Origin of the sequence: Actinoplanes sp. NPDC023936 (assembly GCF_040639325.1) — a bacterium.
In the GTDB taxonomy this organism is placed as follows: Bacteria; Actinomycetota; Actinomycetes; order Mycobacteriales; family Micromonosporaceae; genus Actinoplanes.
Map to the genome: position 1 here is coordinate 152300 of NZ_JBEZZR010000002.1, position 26954 is coordinate 179253.

21 protein-coding genes are annotated in these 26954 nt (G+C 69.9%); 10 read left to right on the forward strand and 11 right to left on the reverse strand.

The window, feature by feature from the left end; genetic code table 11:
• Nucleotides 1-50 precede the first annotated feature (50 nt).
• The gene (locus AB0F72_RS03005; protein ID WP_360424180.1) at nucleotides 51-1085 is read right to left on the reverse strand and encodes a hypothetical protein; all 1035 of its coding nucleotides are present in this window, start codon (nucleotides 1083-1085) and stop codon (nucleotides 51-53) included.
• On the reverse strand, nucleotides 1082-1600 hold the full coding sequence (locus tag AB0F72_RS03010) for a SigE family RNA polymerase sigma factor (protein ID WP_360424183.1): 519 nt from the start codon (nucleotides 1598-1600) through the stop codon (nucleotides 1082-1084). The genes AB0F72_RS03005 and AB0F72_RS03010 overlap by 4 nt, the downstream gene beginning before the upstream one ends.
• Nucleotides 1601-1693: 93 nt before the next feature.
• On the opposite strand from AB0F72_RS03010, the gene AB0F72_RS03015 reads away from it, so the two are divergent.
• Nucleotides 1694-2149, forward strand: a complete 456-nt coding sequence (locus tag AB0F72_RS03015) for a methylated-DNA--[protein]-cysteine S-methyltransferase (protein WP_360424186.1) — start codon at nucleotides 1694-1696, stop codon at nucleotides 2147-2149.
• A gap of 230 nt (nucleotides 2150-2379) precedes the next feature.
• Here the strand turns inward: AB0F72_RS03015 and AB0F72_RS03020 are convergent, their stop codons facing one another.
• Together AB0F72_RS03020 and AB0F72_RS03025 are read right to left on the reverse strand one after the other, a co-directional pair.
• Nucleotides 2380-3459 (reverse strand): inositol-3-phosphate synthase, encoded by a 1080-nt coding sequence (locus tag AB0F72_RS03020; protein WP_360424188.1) that lies wholly within the window; start codon nucleotides 3457-3459, stop codon nucleotides 2380-2382.
• A 23-nt stretch (nucleotides 3460-3482) separates the two neighbouring features.
• Nucleotides 3483-4139, reverse strand: a complete 657-nt coding sequence (locus AB0F72_RS03025) for a PadR family transcriptional regulator (protein WP_360424191.1) — start codon at nucleotides 4137-4139, stop codon at nucleotides 3483-3485.
• A gap of 159 nt (nucleotides 4140-4298) precedes the next feature.
• Here AB0F72_RS03025 and AB0F72_RS03030 point away from each other — a divergent pair, with 159 nt between their 5' ends.
• From AB0F72_RS03030 to AB0F72_RS03040, 3 genes are all read left to right on the forward strand, one after another.
• The gene (locus AB0F72_RS03030) at nucleotides 4299-4721 is read left to right on the forward strand and encodes a DUF5318 domain-containing protein (protein WP_360424194.1); all 423 of its coding nucleotides are present in this window, start codon (nucleotides 4299-4301) and stop codon (nucleotides 4719-4721) included.
• A gap of 364 nt (nucleotides 4722-5085) precedes the next feature.
• Nucleotides 5086-7593, forward strand: a complete 2508-nt coding sequence (locus tag AB0F72_RS03035) for a transglycosylase domain-containing protein (protein ID WP_360424197.1) — start codon at nucleotides 5086-5088, stop codon at nucleotides 7591-7593.
• Between the two features lie 137 nt (nucleotides 7594-7730).
• Complete coding sequence (locus AB0F72_RS03040) at nucleotides 7731-9263, forward strand: glycosyltransferase 87 family protein (RefSeq protein WP_360424200.1); 1533 nt, start codon at nucleotides 7731-7733, stop codon at nucleotides 9261-9263.
• Here the strand turns inward: AB0F72_RS03040 and AB0F72_RS03045 are convergent.
• Both AB0F72_RS03045 and AB0F72_RS03050 read right to left on the reverse strand, forming a co-directional pair.
• Nucleotides 9231-11483 carry a hypothetical protein gene (locus AB0F72_RS03045; protein ID WP_360424203.1) on the reverse strand — a complete coding sequence of 751 codons (2253 nt, stop codon included), beginning with the start codon at nucleotides 11481-11483 and terminating at the stop codon, nucleotides 9231-9233. The two genes, AB0F72_RS03040 and AB0F72_RS03045, sit on opposite strands and share 33 nt — an antisense overlap.
• A 21-nt stretch (nucleotides 11484-11504) precedes the next feature.
• On the reverse strand, nucleotides 11505-12281 hold the full coding sequence (locus tag AB0F72_RS03050) for a deoxyribonuclease IV (protein ID WP_360424205.1): 777 nt from the start codon (nucleotides 12279-12281) through the stop codon (nucleotides 11505-11507).
• Nucleotides 12282-12410: 129 nt separating this feature from the next.
• Between AB0F72_RS03050 and AB0F72_RS03055 the strand changes: the two genes are divergently transcribed.
• The 5 genes from AB0F72_RS03055 to rplI all read left to right on the forward strand — a co-directional run bounded on the left by AB0F72_RS03055 (nucleotide 12411) and on the right by rplI (nucleotide 15362).
• The gene (locus AB0F72_RS03055) at nucleotides 12411-13412 is read left to right on the forward strand and encodes a hypothetical protein (protein WP_360424208.1); all 1002 of its coding nucleotides are present in this window, start codon (nucleotides 12411-12413) and stop codon (nucleotides 13410-13412) included.
• Nucleotides 13413-13705: 293 nt separating this feature from the next.
• Nucleotides 13706-13996, forward strand: coding sequence for a 30S ribosomal protein S6 (rpsF, locus tag AB0F72_RS03060; RefSeq protein WP_014448192.1), 291 nt, complete (start codon nucleotides 13706-13708; stop codon nucleotides 13994-13996).
• A 63-nt stretch (nucleotides 13997-14059) separates the two neighbouring features.
• The gene (locus AB0F72_RS03065; RefSeq protein WP_360424211.1) at nucleotides 14060-14617 is read left to right on the forward strand and encodes a single-stranded DNA-binding protein; all 558 of its coding nucleotides are present in this window, start codon (nucleotides 14060-14062) and stop codon (nucleotides 14615-14617) included.
• Nucleotides 14618-14658: 41 nt separating this feature from the next.
• Complete coding sequence (gene rpsR / locus AB0F72_RS03070; protein ID WP_007073789.1) at nucleotides 14659-14898, forward strand: 30S ribosomal protein S18; 240 nt, start codon at nucleotides 14659-14661, stop codon at nucleotides 14896-14898.
• A gap of 14 nt (nucleotides 14899-14912) precedes the next feature.
• Entirely contained in the window at nucleotides 14913-15362 is a 450-nt protein-coding gene (rplI, locus tag AB0F72_RS03075; protein WP_014448190.1) for a 50S ribosomal protein L9, read from the forward strand.
• A 137-nt stretch (nucleotides 15363-15499) separates the two neighbouring features.
• Here rplI and AB0F72_RS03080 read toward each other — a convergent pair whose 3' ends face one another.
• The gene (locus AB0F72_RS03080) at nucleotides 15500-19747 is read right to left on the reverse strand and encodes a hypothetical protein (RefSeq protein WP_360424214.1); all 4248 of its coding nucleotides are present in this window, start codon (nucleotides 19745-19747) and stop codon (nucleotides 15500-15502) included.
• A 518-nt stretch (nucleotides 19748-20265) separates the two neighbouring features.
• Between AB0F72_RS03080 and dnaB the strand changes: the two genes are divergently transcribed.
• On the forward strand, nucleotides 20266-21699 hold the full coding sequence (gene dnaB / locus AB0F72_RS03085) for a replicative DNA helicase (RefSeq protein WP_360424217.1): 1434 nt from the start codon (nucleotides 20266-20268) through the stop codon (nucleotides 21697-21699).
• A gap of 132 nt (nucleotides 21700-21831) precedes the next feature.
• Here the strand turns inward: dnaB and AB0F72_RS03090 are convergent, their stop codons facing one another.
• From AB0F72_RS03090 to AB0F72_RS03105, 4 genes are all read right to left on the reverse strand, one after another.
• A complete protein-coding gene (locus tag AB0F72_RS03090; RefSeq protein ID WP_360424220.1) occupies nucleotides 21832-22149 on the reverse strand; it encodes a YbaB/EbfC family nucleoid-associated protein in 318 nt (105 codons plus the stop codon).
• Between the two features lie 439 nt (nucleotides 22150-22588).
• Nucleotides 22589-22981 (reverse strand): zf-TFIIB domain-containing protein, encoded by a 393-nt coding sequence (locus AB0F72_RS03095; protein ID WP_360424223.1) that lies wholly within the window; start codon nucleotides 22979-22981, stop codon nucleotides 22589-22591.
• 23 nt (nucleotides 22982-23004) lie between these two features.
• Nucleotides 23005-24420 carry a glycosyltransferase 87 family protein gene (locus AB0F72_RS03100; RefSeq protein WP_360424226.1) on the reverse strand — a complete coding sequence of 472 codons (1416 nt, stop codon included), beginning with the start codon at nucleotides 24418-24420 and terminating at the stop codon, nucleotides 23005-23007.
• Complete coding sequence (locus AB0F72_RS03105; protein WP_360424230.1) at nucleotides 24417-26936, reverse strand: EAL domain-containing protein; 2520 nt, start codon at nucleotides 26934-26936, stop codon at nucleotides 24417-24419. Before AB0F72_RS03105 ends, AB0F72_RS03100 begins: the two co-directional genes overlap by 4 nt.
• Between the last annotated feature and the right edge of the window lie 18 nt (nucleotides 26937-26954).

The following is a 26954-nucleotide window of genomic DNA, read 5'->3' on the forward strand; positions in this document are numbered from 1 at the left end:
TCACCTCCACCGGATCAGACGCGTCGCGGATCGGAAAGCTTGCATGGGCCTCAGAAACCGAACGTGAGACCCCGGCCGCGAAGTCCGGCCGGCAGCTCCATTTTCTCCAGCACGGTGCCGTCGATGCCGTACCGGGTCAGGTCGCCGCCGTGCTGGGCCAGCACGGTGCCGTCGGGGAGGAAACCGGCCCAGACCGCGGTGAACCGGGCGGTCTCCCGGCGCGACGCGATCTCGACGATCCTCAGCTGTCCCGAGGACCGGGGATTCTCGTTGACGAGCACCCACCGGCCATCCGCCGACCAGGGGTTCGGGCCGGTCGGCGCACCCTTGATCGGCAGATCGCGGAGCGGCTCGCCGCTGTCCGCGTCGAAGATCGTCAGCCCGCTGACCTCGGTCTTCTCGTCGCCGCGGGACACGGACCGCGGCGATGCGACCTCGGTCGTCCCGGCGGACCAGGTGAACGAGCAGAGGATGGGGCACGGCAGTTGGGCGGAGGCGACCCGGTGGGTGACGGACCAGCGGGTCGCCGGCTCGATGATCGAGTAACCGTCGTCATGGGTGACCAGGAGCCGGCTACCGTCGGAAGACCAGGTCACATCGGACGTCGCGGCGACCGGCGTCTTCCAGTAGTCACCGGTCCGCAGGTCGAGGATCTGGAGCGACTCCTGGCCCGCCCGCCCGACCGCGACGTGCCGCCCGTCCGGCGACGGGTCGAAGGGAGTGTCCGCCGTGGGCAGCCGCCGGTAACCGTTCTCCGGGTCCAGCACGAAGTTCTCGACGCCCTCGCTGAAGCCGAGCAGCCGGGCGCCACCGGGTCCGCGGAACACCTCCCCCCGGTCGAAGGTGGGACGGACGATCATCGGAGTGGCGGCCGGCAGGGGTTCCGGGCGGACCGCGGGATCGCGGAGCACCACGAACGGGACGGTCACGGCCAGCACCGCGGCGAGCGCACCGGCCACCGCGGCGGTGCGCCGGTTGCGGCGAATCCGGTGGCCCTGCGCCATCGCCCGGGACGCTATGCCCGATGGGGTGTACGACTCGTCGGCCAGGTCGCGGACGGCGGAACGCAACAGGTCGTCGATCATCGCAGCACCTCCGCGGCGGTCATGTCGTTCAACTCGGGCACGATCGCGCGCAACTTGGCCAGCGCGCGGGCGGCCTGGCTCGCCACCGTGCCCGGACGGCAGCCGAGAACCTCGGCGGTCTCCTCGACCGAGCGGTCCTCCAGATAGCGCAGCACCAGCACGGCGCGCTGCCGGGGCGGCAGGGAGAGCAGGGCCTGCCGCAGTGCCAGGCGCAGGGTCGTGTCGTGGTCGTGCGCGCCGGGGAGACCGGACTCGGGGAGGTCGGCCATCAGCAGTTCCGGCCGGCGGCTCTGACGGCGCCAGAACGAGACGCGGTCGTTGTAGATGATCCGGCGCACGTACGGCTCGGGATCACCGCTGATCCGGGTCCACCGGGCGAACGCCTTCGCCAGCGCCACCTGCACCAGATCCTCAGCGTTCTGCTGGTCGCCGGTCAGCGCGTACGCGATCCGAACCAGTGCCGGCCCCCGCGCGACGACGAACGCGGTGAATTCCGCCTCGATCGACTGAGTCACGGTCACCTCCCGGTGAGGAGTACGCCGATCGGCCGCGTGGCTTTGCATGCCCGGGCCGGTGAAACTGTCGGACCGCCGAGGGAGAATCGGGGCATGTTCGTCGTCGATTCACCGATCGGGCCGCTCGGCGTCGTCGCCGAGGGCGATCTCGTGGTGGGGGTGCGGTTCGGCGCGCGGCCCGGCCCCGATGCCGAGCACAGGGCGGCGCGGGAGCTCCGGGCCTATTTCGCCGGCGAGCTGACCGACTTCACGGTGCCGGTCGAGATGCGCGGCGGCTCGGAGTTCGAGCGGGCGGTCTGGGGCGAGATCGCCAAGATCCCCTACGGCGAGATGATCACCTATGGGGCGATCGCCACGGCGCTCGGTGATCCGGGGGCGGCCCGGGCGGTCGGCACGGCCTGCAACCACAACCCGATCCCGGTGATCGTGCCGTGCCATCGGGTGGTCGGCGCCGGCGGCAAGATGGTCGGCTTCGGCGGCGGCCTCGACCGGAAACGGAAGCTGCTGGAGCTGGAGGCGCGAATAGCGTTGACCAGGGCCTGGGGTTAGCGCGAGGGGACGCCGGGGGCCTGGGATCAGGGCGAGGGACGCCGGGGCCGGGGGTGGAGCGCGAGGGGACGCCGGGGCCGGCGGCGGAGCGCGCCGGGGGAACGGACGCAGTCGATCCGGGTGAACCGGGTGCGTGCTCGGTTCGTACCCGATCGGGGTTGTGAAAAAGGCCGGCCCACGTCGTGGGCCGGCCTCATCGCTCAGCTTGCGCCTCGCTCACATCGGGCTGGTCAGCGCTCGATGTCACCCTTGATGAAGGCCTCGACGGCCGCGTGGGCGTCGTGGTCGCTGTACTGCACCGGCGGGGACTTCATGAAGTAGGACGACGCGGAGAGGATCGGGCCACCGATGCCGCGGTCCTTGGCGATCTTCGCGGCGCGGACCGCGTCGATGATCACGCCGGCCGAGTTCGGGGAGTCCCACACCTCGAGCTTGAGCTCGGCGTTGAGCGGGGTGTCGCCGAAGGAGCGGCCCTCGAGGCGGATGTACGCCCACTTGCGGTCGTCCAGCCACGGCACGTGGTCCGACGGGCCGATGTGGACGTCGCTCTTGATCATCTCGTGCGGGATCTGCGAGGTCACCGACTGGGTCTTCGAGATCTTCTTGGAGACCAGGCGGTTGCGCTCCAGCATGTTCATGAAGTCCATGTTGCCGCCGAAGTTGAGCTGGTACGTGCGCAGCAGCTCGACGCCGCGGTCTTCGAAGAGCTTCGCCAGCGCGCGGTGCACGATCGTCGCGCCGACCTGGCTCTTGATGTCGTCACCGACGATCGGCAGACCGGCGTCGGTGAACTTCTGCGCCCAGACCGGGTCGGAGGCGATGAAGACCGGCAGGGCGTTCACGAACGCGCAGCCGGCGTCGATCGCGGCCTGCGCGTAGAACTTGTCGGCCTCCTCGGAACCCACCGGGAGGTAGGAGACGACCACGTCGACCTCGGCGTCACGCAGAGCCTGCGCCACGTCGACGACCTCGGCCGAGGACTCCTCGATGATCTCGCGGTAGTACGTGCCCAGACCGTCGAAGGTCGGACCACGCTGCACGGTCACGCCGGCCGGCGGGACGTCGGTCAGCTTGATCGTGTTGTTCTCGCTGGCGACGATCGCTTCGCTCAGGTCCATGCCGACCTTCTTGGCGTCCACATCGAACGCCGCGACGAACTTCACGTCGGAGACGTGGTAGTCGCCGAAGGTCACGTGCATGAGACCCGGGACGCGGTCGTTGGGGTCGGCGTTCTTGTAGTACTCCACGCCCTGCACGAGGGACGAGGCGCAGTTACCCACACCGACGATGGCGACGCGGACGGAGCCCATCGCGTTTGCCTCCTTGTTGTTCATCACGGCCGGTCCAGGTGCGGACGCGGTGGTTCCGGGGGTGTATCCATGCCGGCCGCCGGTTTGGCGGTCGGCTCACTGCTTGACGCTCCGGCCGAGCCGAGACGGCTGTGGCTGGGTGCTCTGCCCGAGCGTTCGTTGGTGATCAGCTCTTCCAGCCAGCGGACCTCGCGTTCGCACGCGTCGAGCCCGTGGCGTTGAAGTTCGAGGGTGTATGCGTCCAGACGATCGGCAGCCCGGGCGAGGACTTCACGTAAACCCTCGCGCCGCTCCTCGACACGGCGCCGGCGGCCTTCCAGGATCCGCAGCCGGGTGGCCCGGTCGGTACGCGAGAAGAACGTGAAGTGAACACCGAAGCCCGTGTCGTCGTACGTCTCCGGGCCGGTCTGGGTCAGCAGATCCGCGAAACGTTCCTTGCCCTCGGCCGTGATCTTGTAGACAACGCGCCCCCTTTTGCTGGTCATCGGGGGAATGATGTCGCTGTTCGTCTCGGCTTCACTGATCCAGCCGGCCAGCTTGAGCCGCTTCAGTGTCGGGTACAGCGTGCCGTAACTGATCGCGGCGCGAAGCGTGCCGAGTTTGGTGGCGAGCTCCTTGCGGAGCTCGTAACCGTGCATCGGCGCCTCCTGCAGGAGACCGAGGATCGCCAGTTCCAGCAACTCGACCCTCCCTGAAGTCCGCCCCGATGTATCGGCCCGATACATCGCAACCGTAGATCGGCGCCGTCAGGTGCGCAACTCGGACATGCTCCGGAGTTGTGCCGCCACGCTGTGTCATGGCGGTCGCCGGGGATGCGACGACCGCGTACTCTCTTCGCCATGCGCACGCAGCGGCAGGTCATCGACTACTCGCTACAGAGGCGAGCAGTCCTGCGTGACGTGCGGAGCGGCCGAGTCGCGGCTCTTGAGGTGTGTGACGCGTCTCCTTACTTGAGAAACGCGGCTACATACCATGGCGAGCCGACCGACGAGCGATGCCCGATCTGCCGTCGCGACAACCTGACACTTGTGCGCTACGTCTATGGCGAAGAGCTCAAGCAGTCCGCGGGGCAGGCACGGAAACTCGCCGAGTTGCCGGTTCTGGCAATGACGCTCCGTGAGTTCCAGGTCTTCGTGGTCGAGGTGTGCCGCTCCTGCTCGTGGAACCACCTGATCGAACGCTACGTGCTCGGCCGGGACGGCCTCTCCGAACTCGACGAGGACGCGCCACGCGCCTCGCAGAGCGGGGAGGGGCGTCGGTGAACCGGTTCGATCTCGTTACCGTGTACAGGTTTGGGACCGAAGTTCTGATTACAGCTTTTAACTCCGAGAACGTCCGCTCGAGGCGCAACGGAAGAACGGCCCCGCCGGGCCGGTCGGCCGCGCCCCCGCGACCGGTAGGTGTGAAGAAATGAACGCGTACGGCGATCCGCAGTCCGCACGAGCCCGGGCCCGAGTGCCCGGGCCGTCCGCTGCTTCCACGCCTGACGACGAGCCAGCAGGGCGTCCTTCGGGATCCGCCGCGGTGGGTGGTCCGGCCGGGCGTGCGTCAGTGGGCGGCGCTTCAGCAGGCCGGGCGTCGGTGGGATCGGCCTCGGTCGGTTCGGCTTCAGTGGGGTCGGCCTCAGTGGGGTCGGCCTCGGTCGGCTCGGCTTCGGTCGGCGGTCCAGCGGGGCGTGCCTCCGTCGGCGCCGCTTCGGTGGGCCCGGCCCGTGCCGCGGCTGCCGTGCCGCCGGCCGGTGGCCGCGCCTCGGTGGCCCGGGCCGCGGTCCGGCCGGTCCCCGCGACCGGCGGCCCCGGCGGTCCGGGTGGGCCTGGCGGACCGGGTGGCCCCGGTGGTCCCGGCGGCCCGGGTGGTCCCGGGCGCGGTGGCCGGAGCAAGGCGGACAAGAAGCACCGCCGCGCCAACATCCTGACCGCCGCGGCAGCCGTGCTGGTGATCATGCTCGGTGTCGGCATCGTCGGTGGCACCTACTTCTTCGACGACGTCGAGCTGCCCACGCCCGAGGCTGAGGCGCAGATGAACGTCATCTACGACGTGAAGGGGAACGTGCTGGCGAAAGACGGTTCGCCACGCATCAACGTCCCCTACCAGAACATCAGCGAAGTGATGCAGAATGCCGTCGCCGCCGCTGAGGACAAGAACTACTACAAGCACAACGGCATCGACATGAAGGGCATCGCCCGCGCCGCGTGGAACAACTTCACCGGCGGCGACAAGCAGGGCGCCTCGACGATCACCCAGCAGTACGCCCGGCACGTCGCTGAGCTCAAGGAGATCAGCTACAGCCGGAAACTGCGCGAGGCCGTGATCGCCCGCAAGCTCGAGTCGAAGTACGACAAGCACCAGATCATGGGCATGTACCTGAACTACATCGACCTCGGTGAGGGACGGTACGGCGCGGAGGCCGCGGCCCAGGGTTACTTCAACGCCTCGGTCCAGAAGGGCGCGAAGAACGAGATCAACGTCTACCAGGCGGCGGTCATCGCTTCGATCATCAAGCAGCCCTACCCGACCGACACGCACAAGGGTTACGACCCGAACTACAACCCCGAGGACGCCAAGGACCGCTGGGAGTACACGCTCAAGAACATGCTCGAGATGGGTTGGATGACCCAGGAGCAGTACGACAAGCGGCAGTACCCCAAGGTCAACCCGATCAGCAAGGGCAGCACGTGCAAGACCTGTGCCGACGGCAAGCCGGTCGGCATGATCATGCGGCACGTGAAGTACGAGCTGACCGAGATGGGCATCAGCGAGGACGAGTACAAAAAGGGTGGCTACCAGGTCACCACGACGATCAACCCGAAGATCCAGGCCGCGGCCGAGGCGGCCGGCTCGCGTCTGAGCAAGACGTCGCCGCTGTACAAGCGCCCGAAGAGCTACCAGTCCGCGGTGATCGGCATCGACCCGGACAGCGGCCAGGTGCTCGGCTACTACGCGGGTGACGACCCGAACGGCACCGACTACGGCGGCTACATGGCCGGCGACGGCAGCGGCGTTCTTGAGTACGGCGGCCAGTCGCCGGGCTCGACGTTCAAGATCTACACCTTGGCCGCGGGTCTCAAGGAAGACATCTCGTTCAAGACGACCTGGGACGGCACGCTCAAGCGCTCGAACGGCTCCAAGATCAGTAACGCCGGCGCCGAAGAGTCCTCGCTCTGTGGCGGAAAGATCAAGTACTGCGATCTGGAGACGGCGACGATCAAGTCGTACAACTTCCCGTTCTACTGGATCGCCGACAGCATCGGCCGCGAGAAGGTCATCGCGGCCGCCCGCGACGCCGGCATCCGCTACATGTGGACCGACCAGGGCAAGATGGTCGACCTGACCAAGACCAAGGCCGCCACCTGGAAGAGCAGCGGATACTTCGACAACGAGGTCGCCTTCGGCCAGTACCGCGTCGTCCCGCTGGACCACGCCCAGGGCGTCGCCACCATCGTCAACGGCGGTGTCCGGCACGACGCGCACTTCATCAAGACGGTGAAGAAGCGCGACTCGAACACCGGCAAGCAGACGACGATCAAGAGCGAGAACCTCAAGGGCAAGCAGGTCTTCGACGCCGCGCAGATGTCCAACCTGCTCGGTGTCATGTCGGAGATCCCGAAGGCCGCGAAGAACCGGATCTCGGACGGTCGTCAGTCGGTCGCCAAGTCCGGTACCTGGGAGTACAAGAAGGGCAACGGCGACACCTGGTTCGTCGGCGGCATCCCGCAGATGGCAGTGACCGTCTGGGTCGGTGGCGCGAAGGACAAGGTCCAGCTCAAGGAATCCGACGGCGGCAAGATGTTCGGTTCCGGCACCCCGGCCGCGATCTGGGAAGAGTTCATCGAGACGGTGACCAAGGAACTCGACTGGAAGAAGGAAGAGTTCCCGAACCGGATCGAGACGGGTAACGCCGACAGCGAGTACGCGAACGGCCAGGAGCCGCCGCCGGTCGTCCAGGCGCCGGTCGAGGACCCGAACCAGAGCCAGACCTGTCAGCTGTTCCCGACCCTGTGCCCCGGTGGCCAGAACACCAACCCGGGCCAGAACACCAACCCGGGCCAGAACGCCAACCCGGGCCAGAACACGGGTGGGACCGCCGGCAACGGCAATGGGAACAACAACGGAAACGGCAACGGCGACGATTGACGTTCCCAATCTGTGAGCGGCGCCCACCCCTGGACCGGGGTGGGCGCCGCTTTTTTAGCGGCGTCGGCCGTGAAGATCGGTGTGTGTCCAGCGGCCCGTCCCCGCGACGAGCGCCGGATGCGGCATGATGCCAAACCATGAGCGCGCAACCGCCCACCGACCAGCCGGACGTCTCCGCACCGACCTCGGACGGGTTCGTACGGGGACTGTCCCAGTTCATCGGTGGTCCGCTCGGATCGCACGCGGTCCGGCCGGACTCGCGGCCCGGCCGGTTCTGGACCGCGCCACGGCTGGTGCTGGCCCTCACCTGTCTGGTGCTGGCGCTCTCCTGGGTGCAGAAATCGCCGTGCATGGACGGGAACTGGCAGAAGAACGTCCAGTACACCCGGTACTGCTACACCGACGTGCTGGCGCTCTACTACGCCGAGGGGCTGAACGAGGGCAAGGTCCCGTACGTCGACCACCCGGTGGAGTACCCGGTCGTCACCGGTTACTTCATGGGCGCGCTCGGACTGCCGGTGCACTGGTACGGCAAGGACCACCCCGACATCAACCAGGGCAGCTGGTTCTACAACGCCAACGCGCTGGTGCTCTCGCTCTTCGCGGTCGCCACCGCGGCGATCCTCCTGGCGCTGCGGCGACGCCGGCCATGGGACGCGGCCATCTTCGCGCTCTCACCGATCCTGCTGCTCACCGCGTCGATCAACTGGGACTTCCTGGCGATCGGCATGGCCGCCTTCGGTCTCTGGCTCTGGGTGAAGCACAAGCCGGTCTGGGCGGGCATCTTCCTCGGCCTCGGCACCGCGGCGAAACTATGGCCGCTCTTCATCCTCGGCCCGATCCTGATCCTCGCGCTGCGCACCGGCCGGCTGCGCCCGTTCGTCAGCTCGTTCCTCGCCACCGGCGTCACCTGGGCCGTGGTCAACTTCCCGGTCTTCTACTGGCATCACGAGAGCTGGCTGCGGTTCTTCCGGCTCAACTCGGAACGGCCGATCGACTGGGGCACGTTCTGGTACATCGGGCGGTACCTGGACGGCAAATGGGCCAGCGGCAGCGCCGGCGACCAGGGTCCGTTCCAGTGGCTGAGCAACCACATCCCGACGCTGAACTACGTCTCCTACGCGCTCTTCGGCCTCGCCTGCCTCGGCATCCTGATCCTCGGCATGCTCGCACCCCGGCGGCCGCGGCTGTCCCAGCTGGTGTTCCTGGTCGTCGCCGCGTTCCTGATCACCAGCAAGGTGTGGTCGCAGCAGTACGTGCTCTGGCTGCTGCCGCTGATCGTGCTGGCCCGCCCGAAGTGGGGCGTGGTCATCGCGTGGACCATCGCCGAGGTGGGTTACCTCGCCGCCTTCTACGCCGAGCTGATCGGCGCCGGCGGCAAGACGGTCATCCCGGAGGGTACGTTCGTGCTCGCCTCCACCGCCCGGATCGTCACCGTCGGCCTGATGTTCGCCCTGGTGGCGCGCGAGATCTGGCGCCCGGAGCTGGATGTGGTCCGGCAGTCCTACGACGGGACCGACCCGGAGGCGGGGCCGCTGGACGGCCCCGAGGCCCCCTGGGTCACCCGTTTCCGGCGGTTCTTCGGTTTCGGGCCGTCGGAGGAGGCTCCGTCCCAGCCGGTGCCCTCCGCGCCGGTCCTATCCGAGCCGGAACACGACCGCGTCGGGTAGGTCCTCGCGCTGGATGTTGAGGGCGTCGACCGGGATGTCACCGGCCCGCTCCCACGACGTGCCCGCGACCTGGTCCCGCAGCAGCAGCACCGTGCCCACCCCGATCGACCGCAGGTACTCGATGCTTCCGGCGTCCGGGAACGAGGCCACCTTGCTGCGCAGCTCGGTCTGCCGGGCCGCGGCGAACGTGCCGCCCCCGTTGGCGAGCTGCTGGAACTTCGAGGTCGACCAGAGCTGCACGGTCTGGTCGCTGAGCTCGGCCGTCGGCAGCACGAGCATCGGGCCGGCCACGGTACGCATCGCGGCCGGCTGCTGCGGGACGGTCGGGTGGGCGGTGTTGTTCCAGCCCTCCACGGCGACCAGGAGCAGTGGAGTGAGCATGGCGAGCCGCAGCCACGGACCGGGCCACGGCGGAACCCGCTGCGCGGCGAAGTGACGGGCGCGCCGGACGAATTCGTCGACCGCGCCGGCCGCGAGGATCGCCAGCAGCAGCGTCACCCAGAGCATCAGCCGGCCGGGGATGCGCTGGTCGAACGCGGCCGGGAAATGGCCGAAGAGCGGCAGGTAGGTGTAGTGCCCGCCGAGGTAGTTGGTCCCGAGAGTGAGCACCACGGCGAACGTGACGGCGACCATCAGCATCATCCGGTGCCGCAGGTTCCAGATCGAGAACACGAGCCCGGCCAGGGCCAGCGCGTAGAGCGCGAAGCCGGGGAGCAGGGACATCTCGGCGGGCCAGCCCAGTGCGGCGCGCGGCGTCTCGTGCGCGGCGCCCCAGATGCCGGACTCGGCCGGCCCGATCAGCAGGCTGTGCAGCGGCGGCGAGAAGAACTCGATCTGCTGCAGCCGGGTCGGGCTGTCCGGCGCCCGCACGTACGGCACCGCGATGACCATGCCGACGGCGAGGAAGAGCGAGGCGCCGATCGTGTTGGTGGCCATCAGCTGCCAGCCGAGCAGTGGCTTGACCGGCGCGCGCAGGAACCTGTCCAGCAGGTTGTGCTCGGGCCGCCGGATGCGATGGACGAACCCGGCGATCTCCAGGGTCACCAGAATCAGGCCCAGGACGTACGCGAACGGGATGCCCAGTGCGAAACCGAGGGTGATCTGCCACGTCGCCACCATCCAACCGGCGGCCGCCCAGCCGGGACTGCGGCGTTTCGGGCGCATCCCGTACCGCAGCGACCAGCCGTGTCCGCGGGCCAGCATCGCGAGCGCGAGCGGAATGGCACCGGCCGAGACGATGTCGAGATGGCCCTCCTGCGCGAGCCGCCACGGGGCGTAGGCGAACGCGACGGCCGCGACCGCCGCGCCGGTCGGCCGGGCGCCGAGCTGGCGGACCAGCGCGTAGGCGCCGAGGGCGAGCAGCGCGTGAGCGGCGACGAAGAGCAGGTTGTAGCGCAGCACGGCGGTGACCGGGCCGGTTCCGAGCAGCGCGAACGGCGCGTACCCCAGCAGGCTGTCGCCCCAGGCGTACGTGTTGACCAGCGGGAAGTACGCATTGGACTGCCACAGCCGGATCGGGTCGAGCAGGCCCTGTCCACCCCAGGCGATCTGCCAGGCTTGCCGGGCCGGATCGGCGAGGTCCTGCGGCAGGGTGTTCAGCGGGTAGCGCAGGGTCGGCCAGGTCATCACGACGGCGAGCACGACGCTTGCGTACGTGGCCAGCGCGTACTCGTGGATGAGGGCGCGGCCGGTCGCACGCAGGCCACGGCGGATCCGGCCGGGAGGCTGCTCGGGGATCGCGGCGAAGACCGTCCACGGGTCGGGCGGGGCGCCGGGCGGGCGCTGACCGGGTTTCGGCGCTGGTGACTTCTCGTCCTTTGTGGCCGGTTTGTTCGTCTTGGTGGCTGGTGTGTCGACTTTCGTGGCCGGCTCGTCCGCTTTCGTGGCCGGCTTCTCGGCTTTCGTGGCTGGCTTGTCGGCTTTCGTGGCCGGCTTGTCGGGCTGGCCTTTGCGGGGGGCGGGGATGGCCGGCACGGCGACGGGTTTGCTGCCTTTGCCGCCGAAGAGTGCGAATCGGCGTCGTGGCTTGACCACGGCCTTCTCGGCCGGCTTCGCGGCGGGCTTTTCCGTCGCTTTTCCGTCCGGCTTCTCGACGAGCGTGGCCTTCCCGGCCGGGTTCTCGGCGCTCGGCGTCTCACCGGCCGGCTTCGTGGTGGCCGTGGTCTTGCCGGCGGGCGCGACCTCGCCGGCCGGCGAGGTCGGCTGCTGCTGCTCGGACATGACCCTCCCGTGCCGTTACCGTCAGCCGCCCGCGCGCTCGCGCAGAAGGGCGATGTCGGCGGACTGCCCGTCGGCCCCGCCGGGGGTCTCCACGATGGCGGGGGCCCCGGCGGCCCGGATCGCGGCCACCACCAATTCGGGGTCGATCTTCCCATTACCCAGGTTGTCGTGCCGGTCCTGGCCCGAGTCGAACCCGCCCTTCGAATCGTTGGCGTGGATCAGGTCGATGCGGCCAGTGATGGACTTGACTCGGTCCACGATGCCGGTCAGGTCCTCCCCGCCGGCGAAGGCGTGACAGGTGTCCAGGCAGAAGCCCGCCCCGAACTCGCCGACGACCTCCCAGAGCCGGGCGAGGTCGTCGAAACGCCGGGCACAGGCGTTGTCGCCGCCGGCCGTGTTCTCGATCAGAACCGGCAGCGGCAGGCCGCCGTCCTTCTCCGCGTACTCAAAGGCCTTTCGCCAATTGAGGAAACCGTCAGCGAGATCGGCGCCGGAGCCGACGTGCCCGCCGTGCACGATCAACCCTTTCGCGCCCAGCTCGGCGGCGGCCTTGGCGTGCGCCATCAGCAGCTTGCGGCTGGGGATCCGGATCCGGTTGTTCGGCGAGGCGACGTTCACGATGTAGGGCGCGTGGATGTAGATGTCCACCTCGGACGCCCGCAGCTGCTCCGCGTCGTCGCGCGGAACGGGCGATTTGTAACCCTGTGGGTCGGTGAGGAAGAACTGCACCGCGTCGGCGCCGCGGGCGGCGGCCTCGACCAGCGGTTCGGCGGAATCGACGTGGGCTCCGATGCGCATGGGACGAGCCTACGACGCGGGTACGACGCTGTCCGCACGCGTCACTAGCGTCGGGTTGCCCTCGTTGTCTGGATTGGTCACGGTTTGACTGATACTGGCGTGTCCGGTGGCGAATTTGGGAGATGGTGCATGTCGCGGCAGGTCCGATACCGGGTGGCGGCAGTGGTTCTGAGCGGGCTGATCTTCGGCGCGCCACTGCTGGCCAACGGCACGGCGAGCGCCGAGCAGCTCGACCCGAACGACCGCCGGGTGAGTTTCACCAACTCCGGAGTCCTCGGGCTGACCTGTGAGTCCAAGCCGAGCGTCGAGTCGATGACGGTTCCCGCGGACAGCGTCGTCCAGGTGCGGAACCGGACCGGCCACGACGCGCAGCTCAGGCTCGGTGGCGCGCCGAAGGGGATGATCCCGGAGAACGGCTCGGCCGAGGTCCTGTTCCGGCGCGGCACCACGTCGGTGATGCTCACGCCGGAATGCGACCACGGGAACGACGTGGTGCCGATGACCATCACGGCCACGCCCTCGCCGGGCTACACCAAGCCTGATCCGGGGGCGGCGGCGCCCGGTGGCGGGGCTGCCACGCTTTCCCAGCCGCCGGGGGCGGGCTCGCCGACGCGTACCAGGGCCGGCTCTGCCAAAACCGGTCAGGTCTCGTCCGCGAAGCGTCCGGTCCGCGGCGGACCGCAACCCTCGCGTCCCGGGGTGCGCAAGTTGTCCGCCGCTCGGCCGCAGGCTGCGGCGAGCAACGCGGCCGAAGCGCCGGGCGCCATGCCGCAGGGCGCCGCCGGCCAGCGTCTCCGGCCAAAACCGCTTGCGGGTACGGGGGCAGTCGGCGCGCCGGCGTTCGTCGGAATGCCGCCCGGCAAGCCTCTGTCGAAGTCCACGACGGCGGCCGCCGAAGCGCCGCTGAGCAATTCCGTTCCGCCCGCCTCGGAGAGCGCGGCGGTGCCGGCGCCGGAGACCGCGGAGCCGTCGGGCGTGGCCGGGACCGAGCCGGTCGCGGTCGGCACGATTCGTGAGGGCAGGCCGATCGGGCTTCTCGGGCTGATCGCCATGGTCTGCGTCCTGGGCGTTTCAATCGCCACTATTCGGGCAATCGTGTCACAACGTGCATCTCGTACGAATATGGCGTAAGCTCTTCCCTGAAAGCTCCGCGGGGCGGACGCGTCCAACCTCATCGGTGTGGTCGTTCCTCCCCAGGTCCCACCCAACGAATCGGACCGGACGCCCCGCGGCTCTCCCTCAGCGACGACCCCGTCCCCGGACGGGGTCGTCGCTTTTGGGTCCAGCGCCTTCCCTGGGTATGCTGGCTCGGTTCGCAGTGTGTTCGCCGTGGGCATCTGACCCCACGGCTTTCTTCTGCGTGCGACACAAGACCTCCTGCCACGGAGAGACCGTGGCCGCTTAGCCCACAGGAGGTGAATGTCTTGCGTCATTACGAACTCATGGTGATCCTCGATCCTTCGCTCGAGGAGCGCACCGTTGCTCCGTCGCTCGACCAGTACCTGAACGTCATCAGGACCGCGGGTGGCTCGGTGGAGAAGCTCGACGTCTGGGGCCGTCGCCGGCTCTCGTTCGAGATCAACAAGAAGGCCGAGGGCATCTACGCGGTCGTCGACCTGCAGGCGACGCCTGAGGCCGTGGCCGAGCTGGACCGTCAGCTCCGCCTCAACGAGTCCATCCTGCGTACCAAGGTCATCCGTCCCGAGACCCGCTGAGACGTTTTTGTCAGAGGGTCCTGAGACCCTTTGCCACAACGATTGAAGCGGCGAGGAGAAGTCATGGCAGGAGAAACCACCATCACGGTCGTCGGTAACCTCACCGATGACCCTGAGCTGCGCTTCACCCCTTCGGGTGCGGCGGTCGCCAAGTTCCGCATCGCTTCCACGCCGCGGACCTTGGACCGGCAGTCGGGCGAGTGGAAAGACGGCGAGCCACTATTCCTCGCGTGCAACATCTGGCGTGACGCCGCCGAGCACGTCGCCGAGTCGCTGCAGCGCGGCGCTCGGGTGATCGTGCAGGGCCGTCTGCGTCAGAGGTCTTACGAGACGCGCGAGGGCGAGAAGCGCACCGTTTACGAGCTCGAGGTCGACGAGATCGGCCCGTCCCTGCGCTACGCCACGGCGAAGGTGCAGAAGATGAACCGGTCCGGTGGCGGCGGAGGTGGCTTCGGCGCCTCCGGTGGTGGCAACCGGCAGCCCGGTGGCAACGGCGGAGGCGGCGGCGGAAACCGCGACTTCGACGACCCCTGGGCCACCGCTGCGCCCGCCTCCAGTGGTGGCGCCCCCCGCTCCGGCGGCGGCGGCAACTCCTCGTTCGACGACGAGCCTCCCTTCTAAGCCTTCGGGCTTTCTTGAGTTCAGGTCAGGAGTTAAGAGCAATGGCTAAGGCTGCTGCGCTTCGCAAGCCGAAGAAGAAGGTGAACCCGCTCGACAAGGACGGGATCACCTACATCGATTACAAGGACACCGCTCTCCTGCGGAAGTTCATCTCCGACCGCGGCAAGATCCGTGCCCGCCGCGTCACCGGTGTGACCTCCCAGCAGCAGCGGCAGATCGCCCGCGCGGTCAAGAACGCCCGTGAGATGGCGCTCCTGCCGTACACGGCCACGGCTCGCTGAGAGGGGGCACCGCGATGAAGATCATCCTCACGCAGGAGGTTTCCGGCCTCGGCACCCCCGGCGACATCGTCGAGGTCAAGAACGGCTACGGCCGTAACTACCTGCTGCCCCAGGGTTTCGCGATCCAGTGGACCAAGGGCGCCGAGAAGCAGGTCGTGGTCATCAAGCGGGCCCGTGAGGCCCGCGAGATCCGTGACCTCGGTCAGGCCAACGAGGTCAAGGGCCAGCTGGCCGGCCTCAAGGTCACGCTGAGCGCGCGCTCCGGCAACGGCGGCCGCCTGTTCGGCTCGATCACCCCGGCCGAGATCGTCGACGCGGTCAAGGCCGCCGGCGGCCCGGCTCTCGACCGTCGTCGTCTCGAGCTCCCCGGTCACATCAAGACCACGGGCTCGTACAACGTGTCGGTCAAGCTGCACCCCGAGGTGACCGCGACGTTCCCGGTGAACGTCGTCGCCGCCAAGTAATTCAGCTGCACGAAAGGCGCGCTGGGCAGATTGCCCGGCGCGCCTTTTGCTTTCCTGGAGCCCCGCGCCGCCGCGTATCGGGGCTTTGTCCAGCTCAGTGATCGGGGCTTTGTCCAGCTCAGTGATCGGGGCTTTGTCTAGCTCAGGCTGTTGCCGGTGATCGCGGAGCTCAGGACCGTTGCCAGTCCGCCGCCCACCACTGCTGCGGCGAGGCCTACGCTCGCGGCTTTCCAGGCTGTGGTGGCGCGGCGCAGGGCCAGCGCCACCAGCATGCTCAGCGCGAGGCTGATGGCGAACTCGGGCGCCGCGTCGGCCAGCGTCTGCAGGGCGTGAGTGCGCTGTCCACTGTTGAGCAGGAACATGCCGCCGACGAAGAGGATCACGGGTACGCCGTACCAGACGACCGTGTAACCGACCGCCGCGAGTGGGCCGCCGGAGGTCTCCTCGTCTTCTTCGTCGTCCGGGTCCAGCAGGTCGGCGGGACGGCCCGCCACGAGACCGCTCGTCACCGGGCGCCGCTCGTAGGAGCCGGTTCCCTGGAACGCGCCGGTGCTGCGGCGCGGCGGCCAGGAGGTGTCCAGGTCGGCGTCGTCCCCGGTCAGTCCGTTTGCGCCGGCCGGAGCCGCACCGGGCAGCCCTGTGGTCGCCGGGGCGGCCGCGCCTGCTCCGGGCTGGCCGGGAGCCGTTCTGGGCTGACCGGGAGCCGTTCGGGGCTGGCCGGGAGCCGTTCGTGGCCGGCCCGGGGCCGTGACCCGCGCGGTCGGACGGGCCGCGCCGGTGGTGCTGTCCGGATCCGTCGAGATGACGGACGTGGTGCTCAGTGCCAGGTTCGCCGTTCCGGTGACCGACGCGGAGCCACTTGGCCGAAAGGGGGGAAAGTCCGACGTGTCGTACCGGCGGGATTCTCCCTCGGCGAGGTCGCTCTGCTGCGCTAGCGACTGGCGCCAGTCGGTCTCACCACCCTGCCCGGCGCCGTCGCGGTAGTCAGCACCCCGGACACCCGTGGCACGCTCGGCAGCGAGCCAGTCGGTGGGTTCACGGGGTTCGCCGTACCCGTTGCCGGGCGGCGGGTCGTTCTGCGGGCCGCGCGGGTTCCACGGGTCGGTGGAGCCGTAGGGCGGGACGCTTGCCCGGCGCGGTGGATCGCTCAGCGGATCCGGCCAGGAGGTACCGCCGGCCGGCAGCGCCAGGCCCGAACCGGTGGGCCGGCGGGGGTCGTCGTCCCAGCCGTTGCGGGCCGGGAGGTCGCGGTCGTTGCCGGCCGGGAGGTTGCGGTCGTTGCCGGAGGGGAGCTCGCGGCCGGGCGGCAGGGCGCGCGCGGTGCCGTAGGTGGGGCGGCCGGTTTGCTCACGCGGTGGGTCCGGCCAGGCGGGGTTGCGGGGTTGGTCCTGCCAGCTGGGAGTGCCGCTGGGGTTGCGGGCGTCGCGGGGCTGGTCTTGCCAGCTCGGGGTGCCGCCGGGGCTGCGGTCGTCGGGTCGGGGATCTTGCCAGGCGCTGGCGGGCGGGCGGCCGGATTCGTCGCGCGGAGCCGGGCCGCGGGAGCCGGTCTGCCAGGACGGGGTGCCGCGTGAGGGGTCCTGCCAGGACGGGGTGTTGCGGGCGGTGTCCTGCCACGGCTCGGTACTGCTTGCGGGGTCCCGCCGCGGGGTGGCTCCGCCGGTCCAGGAGGAGTCGCCTGCGGGCAGCTCGCGGGGCGCGCCGCCGCTGTACCCCGGGGAATCGCCGCTGTACCTCTGGGAGCCGCCGCTGTACCCCTGGGAGCCGCCGCTGTAGCCCTGGGAATCGCGCCAGGAGTCGGGCCTGCGCTGCTCCGGACGGGTCGTGCCGGGCCAGGGACGATTCGGAGACGGGGTGTCGCCGGGGGTGTCCCAGTGGCGGTCCGGGCGGGCGGGCTCGGGGGACCAGTCGGATCCGCCCGGCAGGGCACGCGGCTGCCAGGGCTCGGCGGCGGGCTCGGGCTCGGCGGCACGACGGCGGCCGCCGGGGGGTGGAGTCGCGGCGTAGCCGTCTGCGGGGCTGTCCTCGCGGTAGCGGCGACCGGTCTGCTCGGCCGGCGGGAAGCCGCCGGAACGGAACGAGCCGGATTCGCCGGGGCTGAACTCGCCGCCACGGCCGAACTCGCCGCCACGGCCGAACTCGCCGCCACGGCCGAACTGGCCGCCCTCGCCAGGACGGATCGCGCCCGTGTCGCCACGACTGATCGGGCCGGTGTCGCCGCGGCGGATCCCGCCGGTGTCGCCACGGCGGATCGCGCCCGTGTCGCCGGGGCGGAGACGGCCGGACTCGTCGCGGCGGATGGCGCCGGTGTCGCCGGGGCGGACGCGGCCGGAGCCGGGTGGGCGGGGCTCACCTGCGGCTGGACGCGGCTCGCCTGGGCCGGCGGCACGGAACTGGCCGGTGCTGTAGCCGGCGTTCGGGTCCGGGCCGGGAGCTGCGGCACCGCTCCACGGAGTGCTGCCGAAACCGGTGCCACGGGGCTCTGAGCTGTCGGCAAAGGGGCCGCCCGGCACGGCACCGCGAGCCCCGGCGCTGCCGGGTATGCCGCTGCGAGGCGCGGCGCTGCCGGAAATGCCACCGCGAGGCGCGGCTCCGGTAGGGCCGGCGCTGCTGGGAGCGGCGCTGGTCGGGCCCGGCAGGGCGCGCCGGCTGGGCATGCCGCTGCGTGGGGCCGGGAGCATGGCGGTGCCGCGGGGGGTGGGAGGTTCCGGATCGTCGGGTACGGAACTGGTCGGCCAGGCCGCATCGGGACCGGGCGCGCCGCTGCTCGGCAGTGGGCCACCCGGCACGCCACCGGACGGGCCGTCCAGACGCGGGCCGCGACGGGCGCGCCGGCCGGAACGGGTGTCCTGGGCGTCGTCCGCTGCCGGGGCCGCTCCGCCCTTCTCCGCCTCGCGGCGGGCGGCTTCGGCGCGCCACGCGAGCACCCGGGGATCGTCCTCGGCGCGGCTCCACTGGCCGGTGTCCGGGTCCCGGGTCCAGTTGCTGGTGTCCGGCTCGGCGGTCCAGGACGCGGTGTCCTCACGCCAGTCGGTGGTGCCCTGGTTGTACCGGCGCGGGCGACCGGCCCGGGACGCATCAGCGCCCGGCTCGGCGGCGGGTGCCGCGTCGTGACCCGTGTCAACGGGCGTCGCCCGAAAAGCCGGTTCGCCCCGGTAGCCCGACTCGCCCCGGTAGCCCGGCTGGTCCCGGTAGCTTGACTCGTCCCGGTAACCCGAATCATCCCGGTAACTCGGGGCGACCGGTGCAGCCGGATAACCCGACGACGGATAACCCGGTGAAGCCTGCGCCGCCTCGTGACCCGTCGTCTCGCGGAAACCCGGGTCGGCGGGCGTTTCCCCGTACCCAATTGGCTCTGATGATCGTCTGCGCGTGCGCCGCGGGGGCTCTTCGTAGGGCGGCGGTTCGGCGCGCGCCCCCCACGGAGAAATGTTTCCGGTGTCGGTGTGGCGCTCCCAGCTGTCCGAATCTGATCCTGTTGACCAGCCGGTGCCGCCGGATGGAGCCGGGTCCGGTTCGGGTGCGCGGCGGCGGCCGCGGCGGGGAGGCTGGTCCCGGTACGCGGCATCGCGTCGCCAGGCAGCCCGGTCGTCCTCGCGAACCAGGTGCTGAGCGTCCTCGGCGGGCGACGTCTGCCAGCCGGGCGCATCGGTGCGTCCCCAGCGCTCCAGGCCGGTGGTGTTCTCCCCGGGCCCCTGCTCGGCTCCCCGGCTGCTCCACGCGCCGCTGGAACGCCGCCACGACGGGGTCTCGGCCGGCTGCTGCCAGGACGGCGGCGTCTCAGCTGGTTGCTGCCACGACGGGGTCTCGGCCGGTTGCTGCCATGAGGGGGTCTCGGCCGATTGCTGCCAGGACGGGGTCTCGGCCGGCTGCCGCCACGAGGGAGTGGATGCGGACGGCTGCTGCCAGGACGGGGTCTGTGCGGACGGGCGCTGCCAGGACGGCGTCTGCTCGACCGGGGTGGTGGCACGGCGCTGCCAGGACGCCGGGCCGTCGCTCGTCTCCTCGGCATCGGTGGTCGACCAGGCGGTGCCGGGGATGGCGGTTTTCTCGGCGGCCGCGGCGAGTTCCTGGTCGGCCTGCCACGCCTCGGTGGTGGACCGCCACACGTGCGATCCGGTGGACGAGCGCCACTCGGTGGTCTGCCGCCAGCGCGCGCCGGTGGCCCGCCACTCGGCGGTCTCGGTGCGCCAGCCGGTGCCGTCGGCGGGGAACGCGGTGCGGCCGGTGGACGCGACGTCTGACCAGCGGTTGGCGGCCGGCTCCACGGCGTGACCACCGCCGCCGTACACCTCGACCTCGCCCTGGGTCTGACCCTGCCCGTCTGCCTGCTGAGCCCACGCGTCAGCGCGGCGCTGCCAGGTCAGAGCCTCCGCGCTCGGTGCCATGCTGCCGGTGTCGGTGAGCGAGGCCCAACGGGGTTCTGGATCTTCATCCGGTTCCCGGGTGGGCCAAGCCTCCGCAGCGCGCCTCTCGCGCGGCATGCGGGCGCCGTAGTCCCACTCCCGTTGGTCCACGTGCAAAGGGTGACGTGCTCAGGACGGAACCGCAACGCCTCAGCGCGACGGCTTGCTCACCGGCACACTGTTTCCCCTGATCCTGAGCTTTTCTGCCTTCCACAGGTGGGGACGACAAAACCCCAGCTCGGGTACGGGGTAAGCGCTGTGTCCCCAGGAGTTGTCCACATGCTGTGCACAGGCAGAAGGCAGATGTCCACAGGTTGTCCCGAGGCTCGTCCACCGGGCGTAGTTGGGCAGGTGGTGCCTGGATTCGTACAGTGGTCCAGCCTCGGCCGCCGAAATTGATCGGAGAGTTCTTCTGAACTCGTCCCGAGGTTCAACCGAAAGTGTCGTACCCAGGCTGTTCGATCGTGGCAGCGGGCATGGCCAGCGGAAGGAGTCTCCGGGTGTCGATCACCGATGACGCAAGGCCGGAGTCTCGACCGCCGTCGCAGCCCGGCGGCAACGGCGGCTCGAATTTCAAGAGTGGGTCCGGGGGTGGATCAGGCGGTGGCTTCGACAAGGCGCCGCCGCAGGACGTCGCGGCCGAGCAGGGTGTGCTCGGCGGCATGCTGCTCTCCAAGGACGCGATCGCCGATGTGGTCGAGATCCTCAAGGTCAGTGACTTCTACCGCCCGGTGCACGCGACGATCTACGACGTCATCCTCGATCTGTACGGGCGAGGCGAGCCGGCCGACGCGCTGACCGTGGCGGCAGCCCTGGCCGACTCCGGCGACCTGCAGCGGATCGGCGGCGTGCCCTACCTGCACACGCTGATCGAGAGCGTGCCGACCGCAGCCAACGCCTCTTACTACGCGCGCATCGTCTCGGAGCGGGCGATCCTGCGCCGCCTGGTCGAGGCCGGGACGAAGATCGTGCAGCTGGGCTACGGCACCGGCGGCAACGGCGGCCGGGACGTCGACGACATCGTGGACCTGGCTCAGCAGGCGATCTACGACGTGACCGAGAAACGGGTCAGCGAGGACTTCGCGGCCCTCGGCGACATGCTGCAGCCCACGCTCGACGAGATCGAGGCGGTCGGCGCGTCCGGCGGTGTGATGACCGGTGTCCCCACCGGTTTCCAGGACCTCGACCGCCTGCTGAACGGTCTGCACGCCGGCCAGCTGATCATCGTGGCCGGCCGCCCCGGTCTCGGTAAGTCGACGGTCAGCATGGACTTCGCCCGGAACGCGGCGATTCAGTCCGGCCACGCCAGTGCCATCTTCTCGCTGGAAATGAGCAAGATCGAGATGGTGATGCGGCTGCTCTCCGCGGAGGCGCGGGTGCCGCTGCACACCCTGCGGTCGGGGCAGCTCTCCGACGACGACTGGACGAAACTGGCCCGCCGGATGGGCGAGATCAGCCAGGCCCCGATCTTCGTGGACGACACGCCCAACATGAACCTCATGGAGATCCGGGCGAAGGCGCGGCGACTCAAGCAGCGCCACAACCTGCGCCTGCTGGTGATCGACTATCTCCAGCTGATGAGCTCGCCGAAAAAGACCGAGAGCCGGCAGCAGGAGGTCTCGGAGCTGTCCCGTGGCCTGAAACTGCTGGCCAAGGAGATCGAGTGCCCGGTGATCGCGGTCAGCCAGCTGAACCGTGGTCCCGAGCAGCGCACCGACAAGCGGCCGCAGCTCTCTGACCTGCGCGAATCGGGCTCGATCGAGCAGGACGCCGACGTGGTGATCCTGCTGCACCGCGACGACTACTACGACAAGGAGTCGCCGCGCGCCGGTGAGGCGGACTTCATCGTGGCCAAGCACCGTAACGGCCCGACCGACACGGTCACCGTGGCGGCGCAGCTGCACCTGTCGCGCTTCGTCGACATGGCCATCTGAGGTCGGCACGGCTGTAGGTCTCACGGCACTGATCGCACGGGTGGGCGACCTCGGGCGGCTGGGTGTTCGCGGCGTGCACACCGGGTCGCGGCATCCGGCCGCGGCCCCCGTCCGGCGTGCACGGCACGGGTGTCAGGCGCCGCTTTCCGCCGACTGGTGATGAGTCACCAGGTGCTGGATCTGCTCGTACTTGCCGGCGGACGCGTTCTGCACGGTTTCCACGATCACCCGGGCGAGGGTGTTGACGTCCCACTCCCGGCAGGCCGTCGGGTGGAGCATCAGGTCGACGAGGCGGCCGTCGGCATCCACAGTGGCTCGCACGGCGCCGTCCGCGGACTCGGCGCTCACCTGCATCGTGGCGATGCTGCGCTGTAACTCGTCCACTCCGGAGCGTAGTTCTTCGTATCGGCCGTAGACGTCTTCGAGGTCGGATCGCAGGGTTTCAGTCACGGTTGTTCCTCCGCTCGCCGCGACAGGGGGGCGACGTGACAATACCCAAGATCAGCGACGGTGCGTATTCCTAGCGACTTCGTAACGCACACGAAAAGAGAGGCTTATCGAAATAGTTCGCTCTTAAGTGACGAATCAACTCCGTTTGGTGGTCACCGTGAGTGATCAAAGGCACGTCATCAAATTCCGATATCGGCGATCGGTGGCGATAGGGGTTCGCCGGGATGACAGGGCGTGATCGCTCCGGGGGGGTGGGCGGTCGGCTCATCGGGCGCAGAACAAAACGCATTCATCCCAAGCGGCGGACGAGGCGAACGGCGAACGGCGGCCGCGATGGGATGGTGGCCGCAGTGGGTTGGACGCGTGGAACGGCACAGGGCCGACCCCGCCGCGACACTCGGATCGAGTCGCGGCTGGATCGGCCCCGGAACGGCGAACCTCAGTCGAACAGGTTGTGGAGGAAACTCCGGCGCCGGTAGTGCCCGTGGTGCTGCTGCTGCCGGTAGTGGCCGTGATGACCGTAGGCAGCCGGCCGGCCGTAGGCGGGAGCAGGCGGCGGGTAGCCGGCCGGGGCGCCGTAGCCCGGCGGGGGCGGCGGAGGCGGCGGGTAACCGGGCTGGTGGGTCTGGTGCGGAGCGGGCGCGTGAGCCGGAGGGGGCGGAACTTGCCCCGGAACGCCCGGCCGGGCGTTGTACGACTGCTCGGCGGCGAAGAGCTTCTCCAACTCGCCGCGGTCCAGGAAGATCCCGCGGCACTCGGTGCACTGGTCGATCGTCACGCCGCTGCGCTCGTAGACCCGCATCTCGCCATGACACTTGGGACAGGTCATCATTTCATTGACGGTACAAGGCCGTGTCATGCCGTGGGGCCGTTGTAGCTGTGTCCTTCCTGAGTCCGGGACGCATCGGCCGGCGAGACAGCGGACGCGATGCCTGCCGTGGCGAACCCGAGCGCCGGGGCCCAGAGCAGCAGAGCAGCGGGATAGAGCAGGTACCCGAAACGGGTCGTCGGCATCAGCAGGATCGCGGCGAGCAGACCCCACCCGCAGAAGAGGGCTGCCGTGCCGGCCGAGCGCGGCGACCGGCGGAGAAGAAGCAGACCGATCACCGCGGCGGCGGCGACCAGGAGGCCGGCCGCGACGTACCGTCCACCCGGCAGCGACTGCGAGATCAGGTAGCCGGGGAACGGCGACTGCGCCGGGCTGGTGACCAGGCCGTGGCCGAGCGGGAAGCGCAGCACGTTCTCGATCAGAGCGTCCGGGTTCACCAGCAGCGGCGGGAGCAGGGCGAGCAGCGGCAGGCCGATCGCCGGTGGCAGGAAGCGGCGCCACTGGCCGTTCCGGATGGCGAGGACGGCGAGCACGGCGACGACCGGCAGGGCGAACAGCTTGCAGGCGGCGGCTGCTCCCACGGCGGCGCCGGACCAGCCGTATCGGCCGGTGGCGGCGAGCGTCAGGGCGAGCAGGCAGAGGGCGAGGACCGGAATGTCGTCGCCTCCGGTCGCCAGGGTCAGCGCCGTCACCGGGAGGAGCGTGGCGGCCTGGACGGCCCGTACCCGGGCGGGGGAAGAACGCAGAAGGGTGACGGCCGCAGCGAGAGCGAGCACCGTCGTGATCGCGAACCAGATCCGGGCGTCGGTCCACCAGTGGTCGTCGGCCATCGCTCGCGGGAGACCGAAAATGGACATGCCCGGCTGGTATGGGCGGTAGCCGAGCAGCCGCTCGTCCAGCGGGACGGCGGCGATCTCGGAGCGGCTCAGGTAGGGCGTGCCGGTGTGCAGCAGGGAATCACCCATGTGCTCGACGACGACGACCTCTTCCTGGGCGCGGTCGGTGCGCCCGGCGGCCCGCTGCGCGGCCTGGATGATCAGCGGCAGGAGGGCGACGGCCACCCAGGTGATCCAGGCGATCAGAGCCCGAGCCGAGGTTCCAAGATCCCCGACAACCGCTCCAAGATCGCCACGCGGCTTTCCAAGATCGCTACCCGATGCTCCAAGATCCCCGCGCGATGCTCCAAGATCCCCGCGCGATGCTCCAAGATCCCCGCGCGATGCGCCAAGATCGCCCCAGCGACGACGCACCACCCACAGGACCAGCACCGCCAGCGCCGCAGCCCCATACCCCCAAGCCGCAACCGCACCCCAAGCACGATGCGGCACCAACGTCGACGTAAAAGCGGTAACCCCCGCGAATACCGCCGCCAACACATAAAGCCCAAGGTCGGCAGCAAGCCCCCCGGCAGCCCGATCGACACGTCTGAGCAGCTCAGTCACGCGGGCAAGTGTGGCAGAGACGATCTCGCACCGCGGCGCACCGGCATCCGCACCACGGCGCCGGCGTCATGCAGCGCCGCCGCCAGCACACCGGGCCGCCCACCGGACCCTCGTTGCAGCGCGGCGAGGAACCGCGCCGCCGAGTACGGCCGGGCGAAGAGATGACCCTGTCCGGCGAGGCAGCCCAGCTCCCATAGCGCCCGGCGCTGCGGCTCGCTCTCCACCCCTTCGGCCACGACCGTGAGGCGCAGGTTCCGTGCCAGGTCGACGGTGGTCCGGATGACCGCGGCGGCCTCGGCGGAGGTCTCCACCGACGCCACGAACGCGCTGTCGATCTTCAACTGGTGCACCGGGATGCGGGACAGCACGGAGAGCGAGGAGATCCCGGTGCCGAAGTCGTCGATCGCGAGCCGGACGCCGGCGTCGCGCAGTTCGGCCAGGGCGCGTTCGACCACGTCGAGCTGGCTGATCGTGAGGGTCTCGGTGAGTTCCAGGGTGAGCTGGTCCGGCGGTGTCTCGTGCCGGGTCAGCCGGGCCAGCACGGTGCTCGGGAATTTCGGGTCGAGAAGGCTGCGCGGCGACACGTTGACCGCCACCGGCAGGTCGAACCCGGCTTCCCGCCAGCTCTGCAGGGCGATCAGCGACTGTTCCAGCACGGCGTCGGCGAACGCGGGCAGCTGGCCGGAGCGTTCCACCGTCTCCAAGAACTGGACCGGGGTGAGACTGCCCTGTGCCGGGTGCCGCCAGCGGGCCAGGGCCTCCGCGGAGATGACCTCGCCGGTGCCCAGGTCGACGATCGGCTGGAACTCGACGGTGAACTCGTGCTCGGCCACCGCCCGGCGCAGGTCGCCGGTGAGCATGAGCCGTTCCAGGTCGGCGGTGTCCCGGGCGTGCACGTAGATCGCGGTCGGCTCGCCGGTGCGTTTCGCCTGGTACATCGCGATGTCGGCGCGGCGCATCAACTCTTCCACGCCGCCGGTGCCGGCCGCGAGGGCGATGCCGCCGGCCGCATCCACGGTGATCTGCATGCCTTCCACCTCGATGCTCGCGTCGAGTGCGCTGAGCATCGTGGTGGCGCGGTGGGTGGCAAGCGCCGGCGTCGGCAGCCCGCTCATCAGCACCGCGAACTCGTCGCCGCCGAGCCGGGCCACCAGGTCACCCGGCACGGCCGCCGAGCTGAGCCGGCCGGCCACCTCGCGCAGGACGTCGTCGCCGGCGGCGTGCCCGAGCGTGTCGTTGACCTCCTTGAAGTGGTTCAGGTCGATCAGCAGCAGCGCGAAGAGCCCGGCCTGGGCGGTGCTCTGATAGAGGCCGCCGGCGTGCTCGTACAGCCGGCGGCGGTTGGCCAGCCCGGTGAGCGGGTCGTGGGTGGCGGCGTGCTCGTTCTCGGCGGCGATGCGGGCGAGTTCCGCGTACGCCTGGGCGTTGCGGATCGCGGTGCAGACGGCCGAGGCGAAGGTGCGCAGTTTGTACTGCTCGACCTCGGTGAGCCGCACCGCGCCGCCGAAGCCGAGGCGCAGGATGCCGACCCGGACGCCGCCGTCGTGGGCGACCAGGTCGACCCGTTCCTCGTCCCGGTGCGGCGGGGCGGGAACCAGTGGGCCGTCGGTGAGCACGCCGGAATCGGTGGCGCGGACGGTCCGGCCGGCGCCTCCGGCGGTCACGTCGATGGTGGCCTCGGCCGCCGAGAAGATCTGTGCCGCGCGGATCGTCGCCGCATGCAGGACCTGGGTGAGGTCGACCGCGTTCAGCTCGTCGGTGGCTTTCGCCAGGCGCTGCCACGACTCCCGTTCCTCGCGGGTGCGGACGCTGCGGGACTGCCAGAGGTGCATGCAAGCCACAACGAGCGGGACGACCAGCAGGAGCAGCATGTTCGCCTCGGCGGCGAGCAGCCCGGCCACGAGAAGGGTGGCGGCGAGCTGACCGAGGAAACCGAGGATCTTGCGTTTGCTGTTGGTGAGCGCTGCCCGTTTGAGGCTGGTCCGGGTGTTAACCGCCATCACCGGCACGAAGACCACGTTGTCGACCAGGGTGAACGCGGCGAGCGCGAGCACGATGGCGAGCGGCGCGAAGGACGGGTGGAGCAGGCTCGGCGTCACTCCACAGGCGAGGAAGACCAGGCCGGCCGCGGTGGCGGTGAGCGCCTCCTTGGCGGCCGCGAAGATCGTTTTCCGGCGGCCCTGGCGGGCGGCCATCTTCAGGACGGCGACCCCGGCGATCGAGCAGAAGACCACCCACGGCGCCGGGAACAGGATCAGGCCGACCAGGACCGGCACCTCACCCCACGTCGTGCCGTCCAGGCTGGACCGGATGCGGACCGAGACCTTGAGCCGGTTGGCCGCCACCACCGCGATGCTGAGCAGGGCCGGCGCCCAGAGCGGCGGGACCGGCTGGGGGTGGTGCAGAAGGTAGAGCGCCCAGCCGGCCGTCGCGATCGACGCCACAACGACGACGAGACCGATGAGCAGCCGGAGCTGCCGATCGGTCACGTCGTCGTTGGTGCTGGTCTCAGTCATGTCGCCTCGTAGCCGAGC

Bases quoted from the DNA above. Each gene is read 5' to 3' on its own strand.
- AB0F72_RS03005 (WP_360424180.1), bottom strand. From the start codon at position 1,085: ATGATCGACGACCTGTTGCGTTCCGCCGTCCGCGACCTGGCCGACGAG.
- AB0F72_RS03015 (WP_360424186.1), top strand. From the start codon at position 1,694: ATGTTCGTCGTCGATTCACCGATCGGGCCGCTCGGCGTCGTCGCCGAG.
- AB0F72_RS03020 (WP_360424188.1), bottom strand. From the start codon at position 3,459: ATGGGCTCCGTCCGCGTCGCCATCGTCGGTGTGGGTAACTGCGCCTCG.
- AB0F72_RS03030 (WP_360424194.1), top strand. From the start codon at position 4,299: ATGCGCACGCAGCGGCAGGTCATCGACTACTCGCTACAGAGGCGAGCA.
- AB0F72_RS03040 (WP_360424200.1), top strand. From the start codon at position 7,731: ATGAGCGCGCAACCGCCCACCGACCAGCCGGACGTCTCCGCACCGACC.
- AB0F72_RS03045 (WP_360424203.1), bottom strand. From the start codon at position 11,483: ATGTCCGAGCAGCAGCAGCCGACCTCGCCGGCCGGCGAGGTCGCGCCC.
- AB0F72_RS03050 (WP_360424205.1), bottom strand. From the start codon at position 12,281: ATGCGCATCGGAGCCCACGTCGATTCCGCCGAACCGCTGGTCGAGGCC.
- AB0F72_RS03055 (WP_360424208.1), top strand. From the start codon at position 12,411: ATGTCGCGGCAGGTCCGATACCGGGTGGCGGCAGTGGTTCTGAGCGGG.
- AB0F72_RS03065 (WP_360424211.1), top strand. From the start codon at position 14,060: ATGGCAGGAGAAACCACCATCACGGTCGTCGGTAACCTCACCGATGAC.
- rpsR (WP_007073789.1), top strand. From the start codon at position 14,659: ATGGCTAAGGCTGCTGCGCTTCGCAAGCCGAAGAAGAAGGTGAACCCG.
- rplI (WP_014448190.1), top strand. From the start codon at position 14,913: ATGAAGATCATCCTCACGCAGGAGGTTTCCGGCCTCGGCACCCCCGGC.
- AB0F72_RS03080 (WP_360424214.1), bottom strand. From the start codon at position 19,747: ATGGCACCGAGCGCGGAGGCTCTGACCTGGCAGCGCCGCGCTGACGCG.
- AB0F72_RS03095 (WP_360424223.1), bottom strand. From the start codon at position 22,981: ATGATGACCTGTCCCAAGTGTCATGGCGAGATGCGGGTCTACGAGCGC.
- AB0F72_RS03105 (WP_360424230.1), bottom strand. From the start codon at position 26,936: ATGACTGAGACCAGCACCAACGACGACGTGACCGATCGGCAGCTCCGG.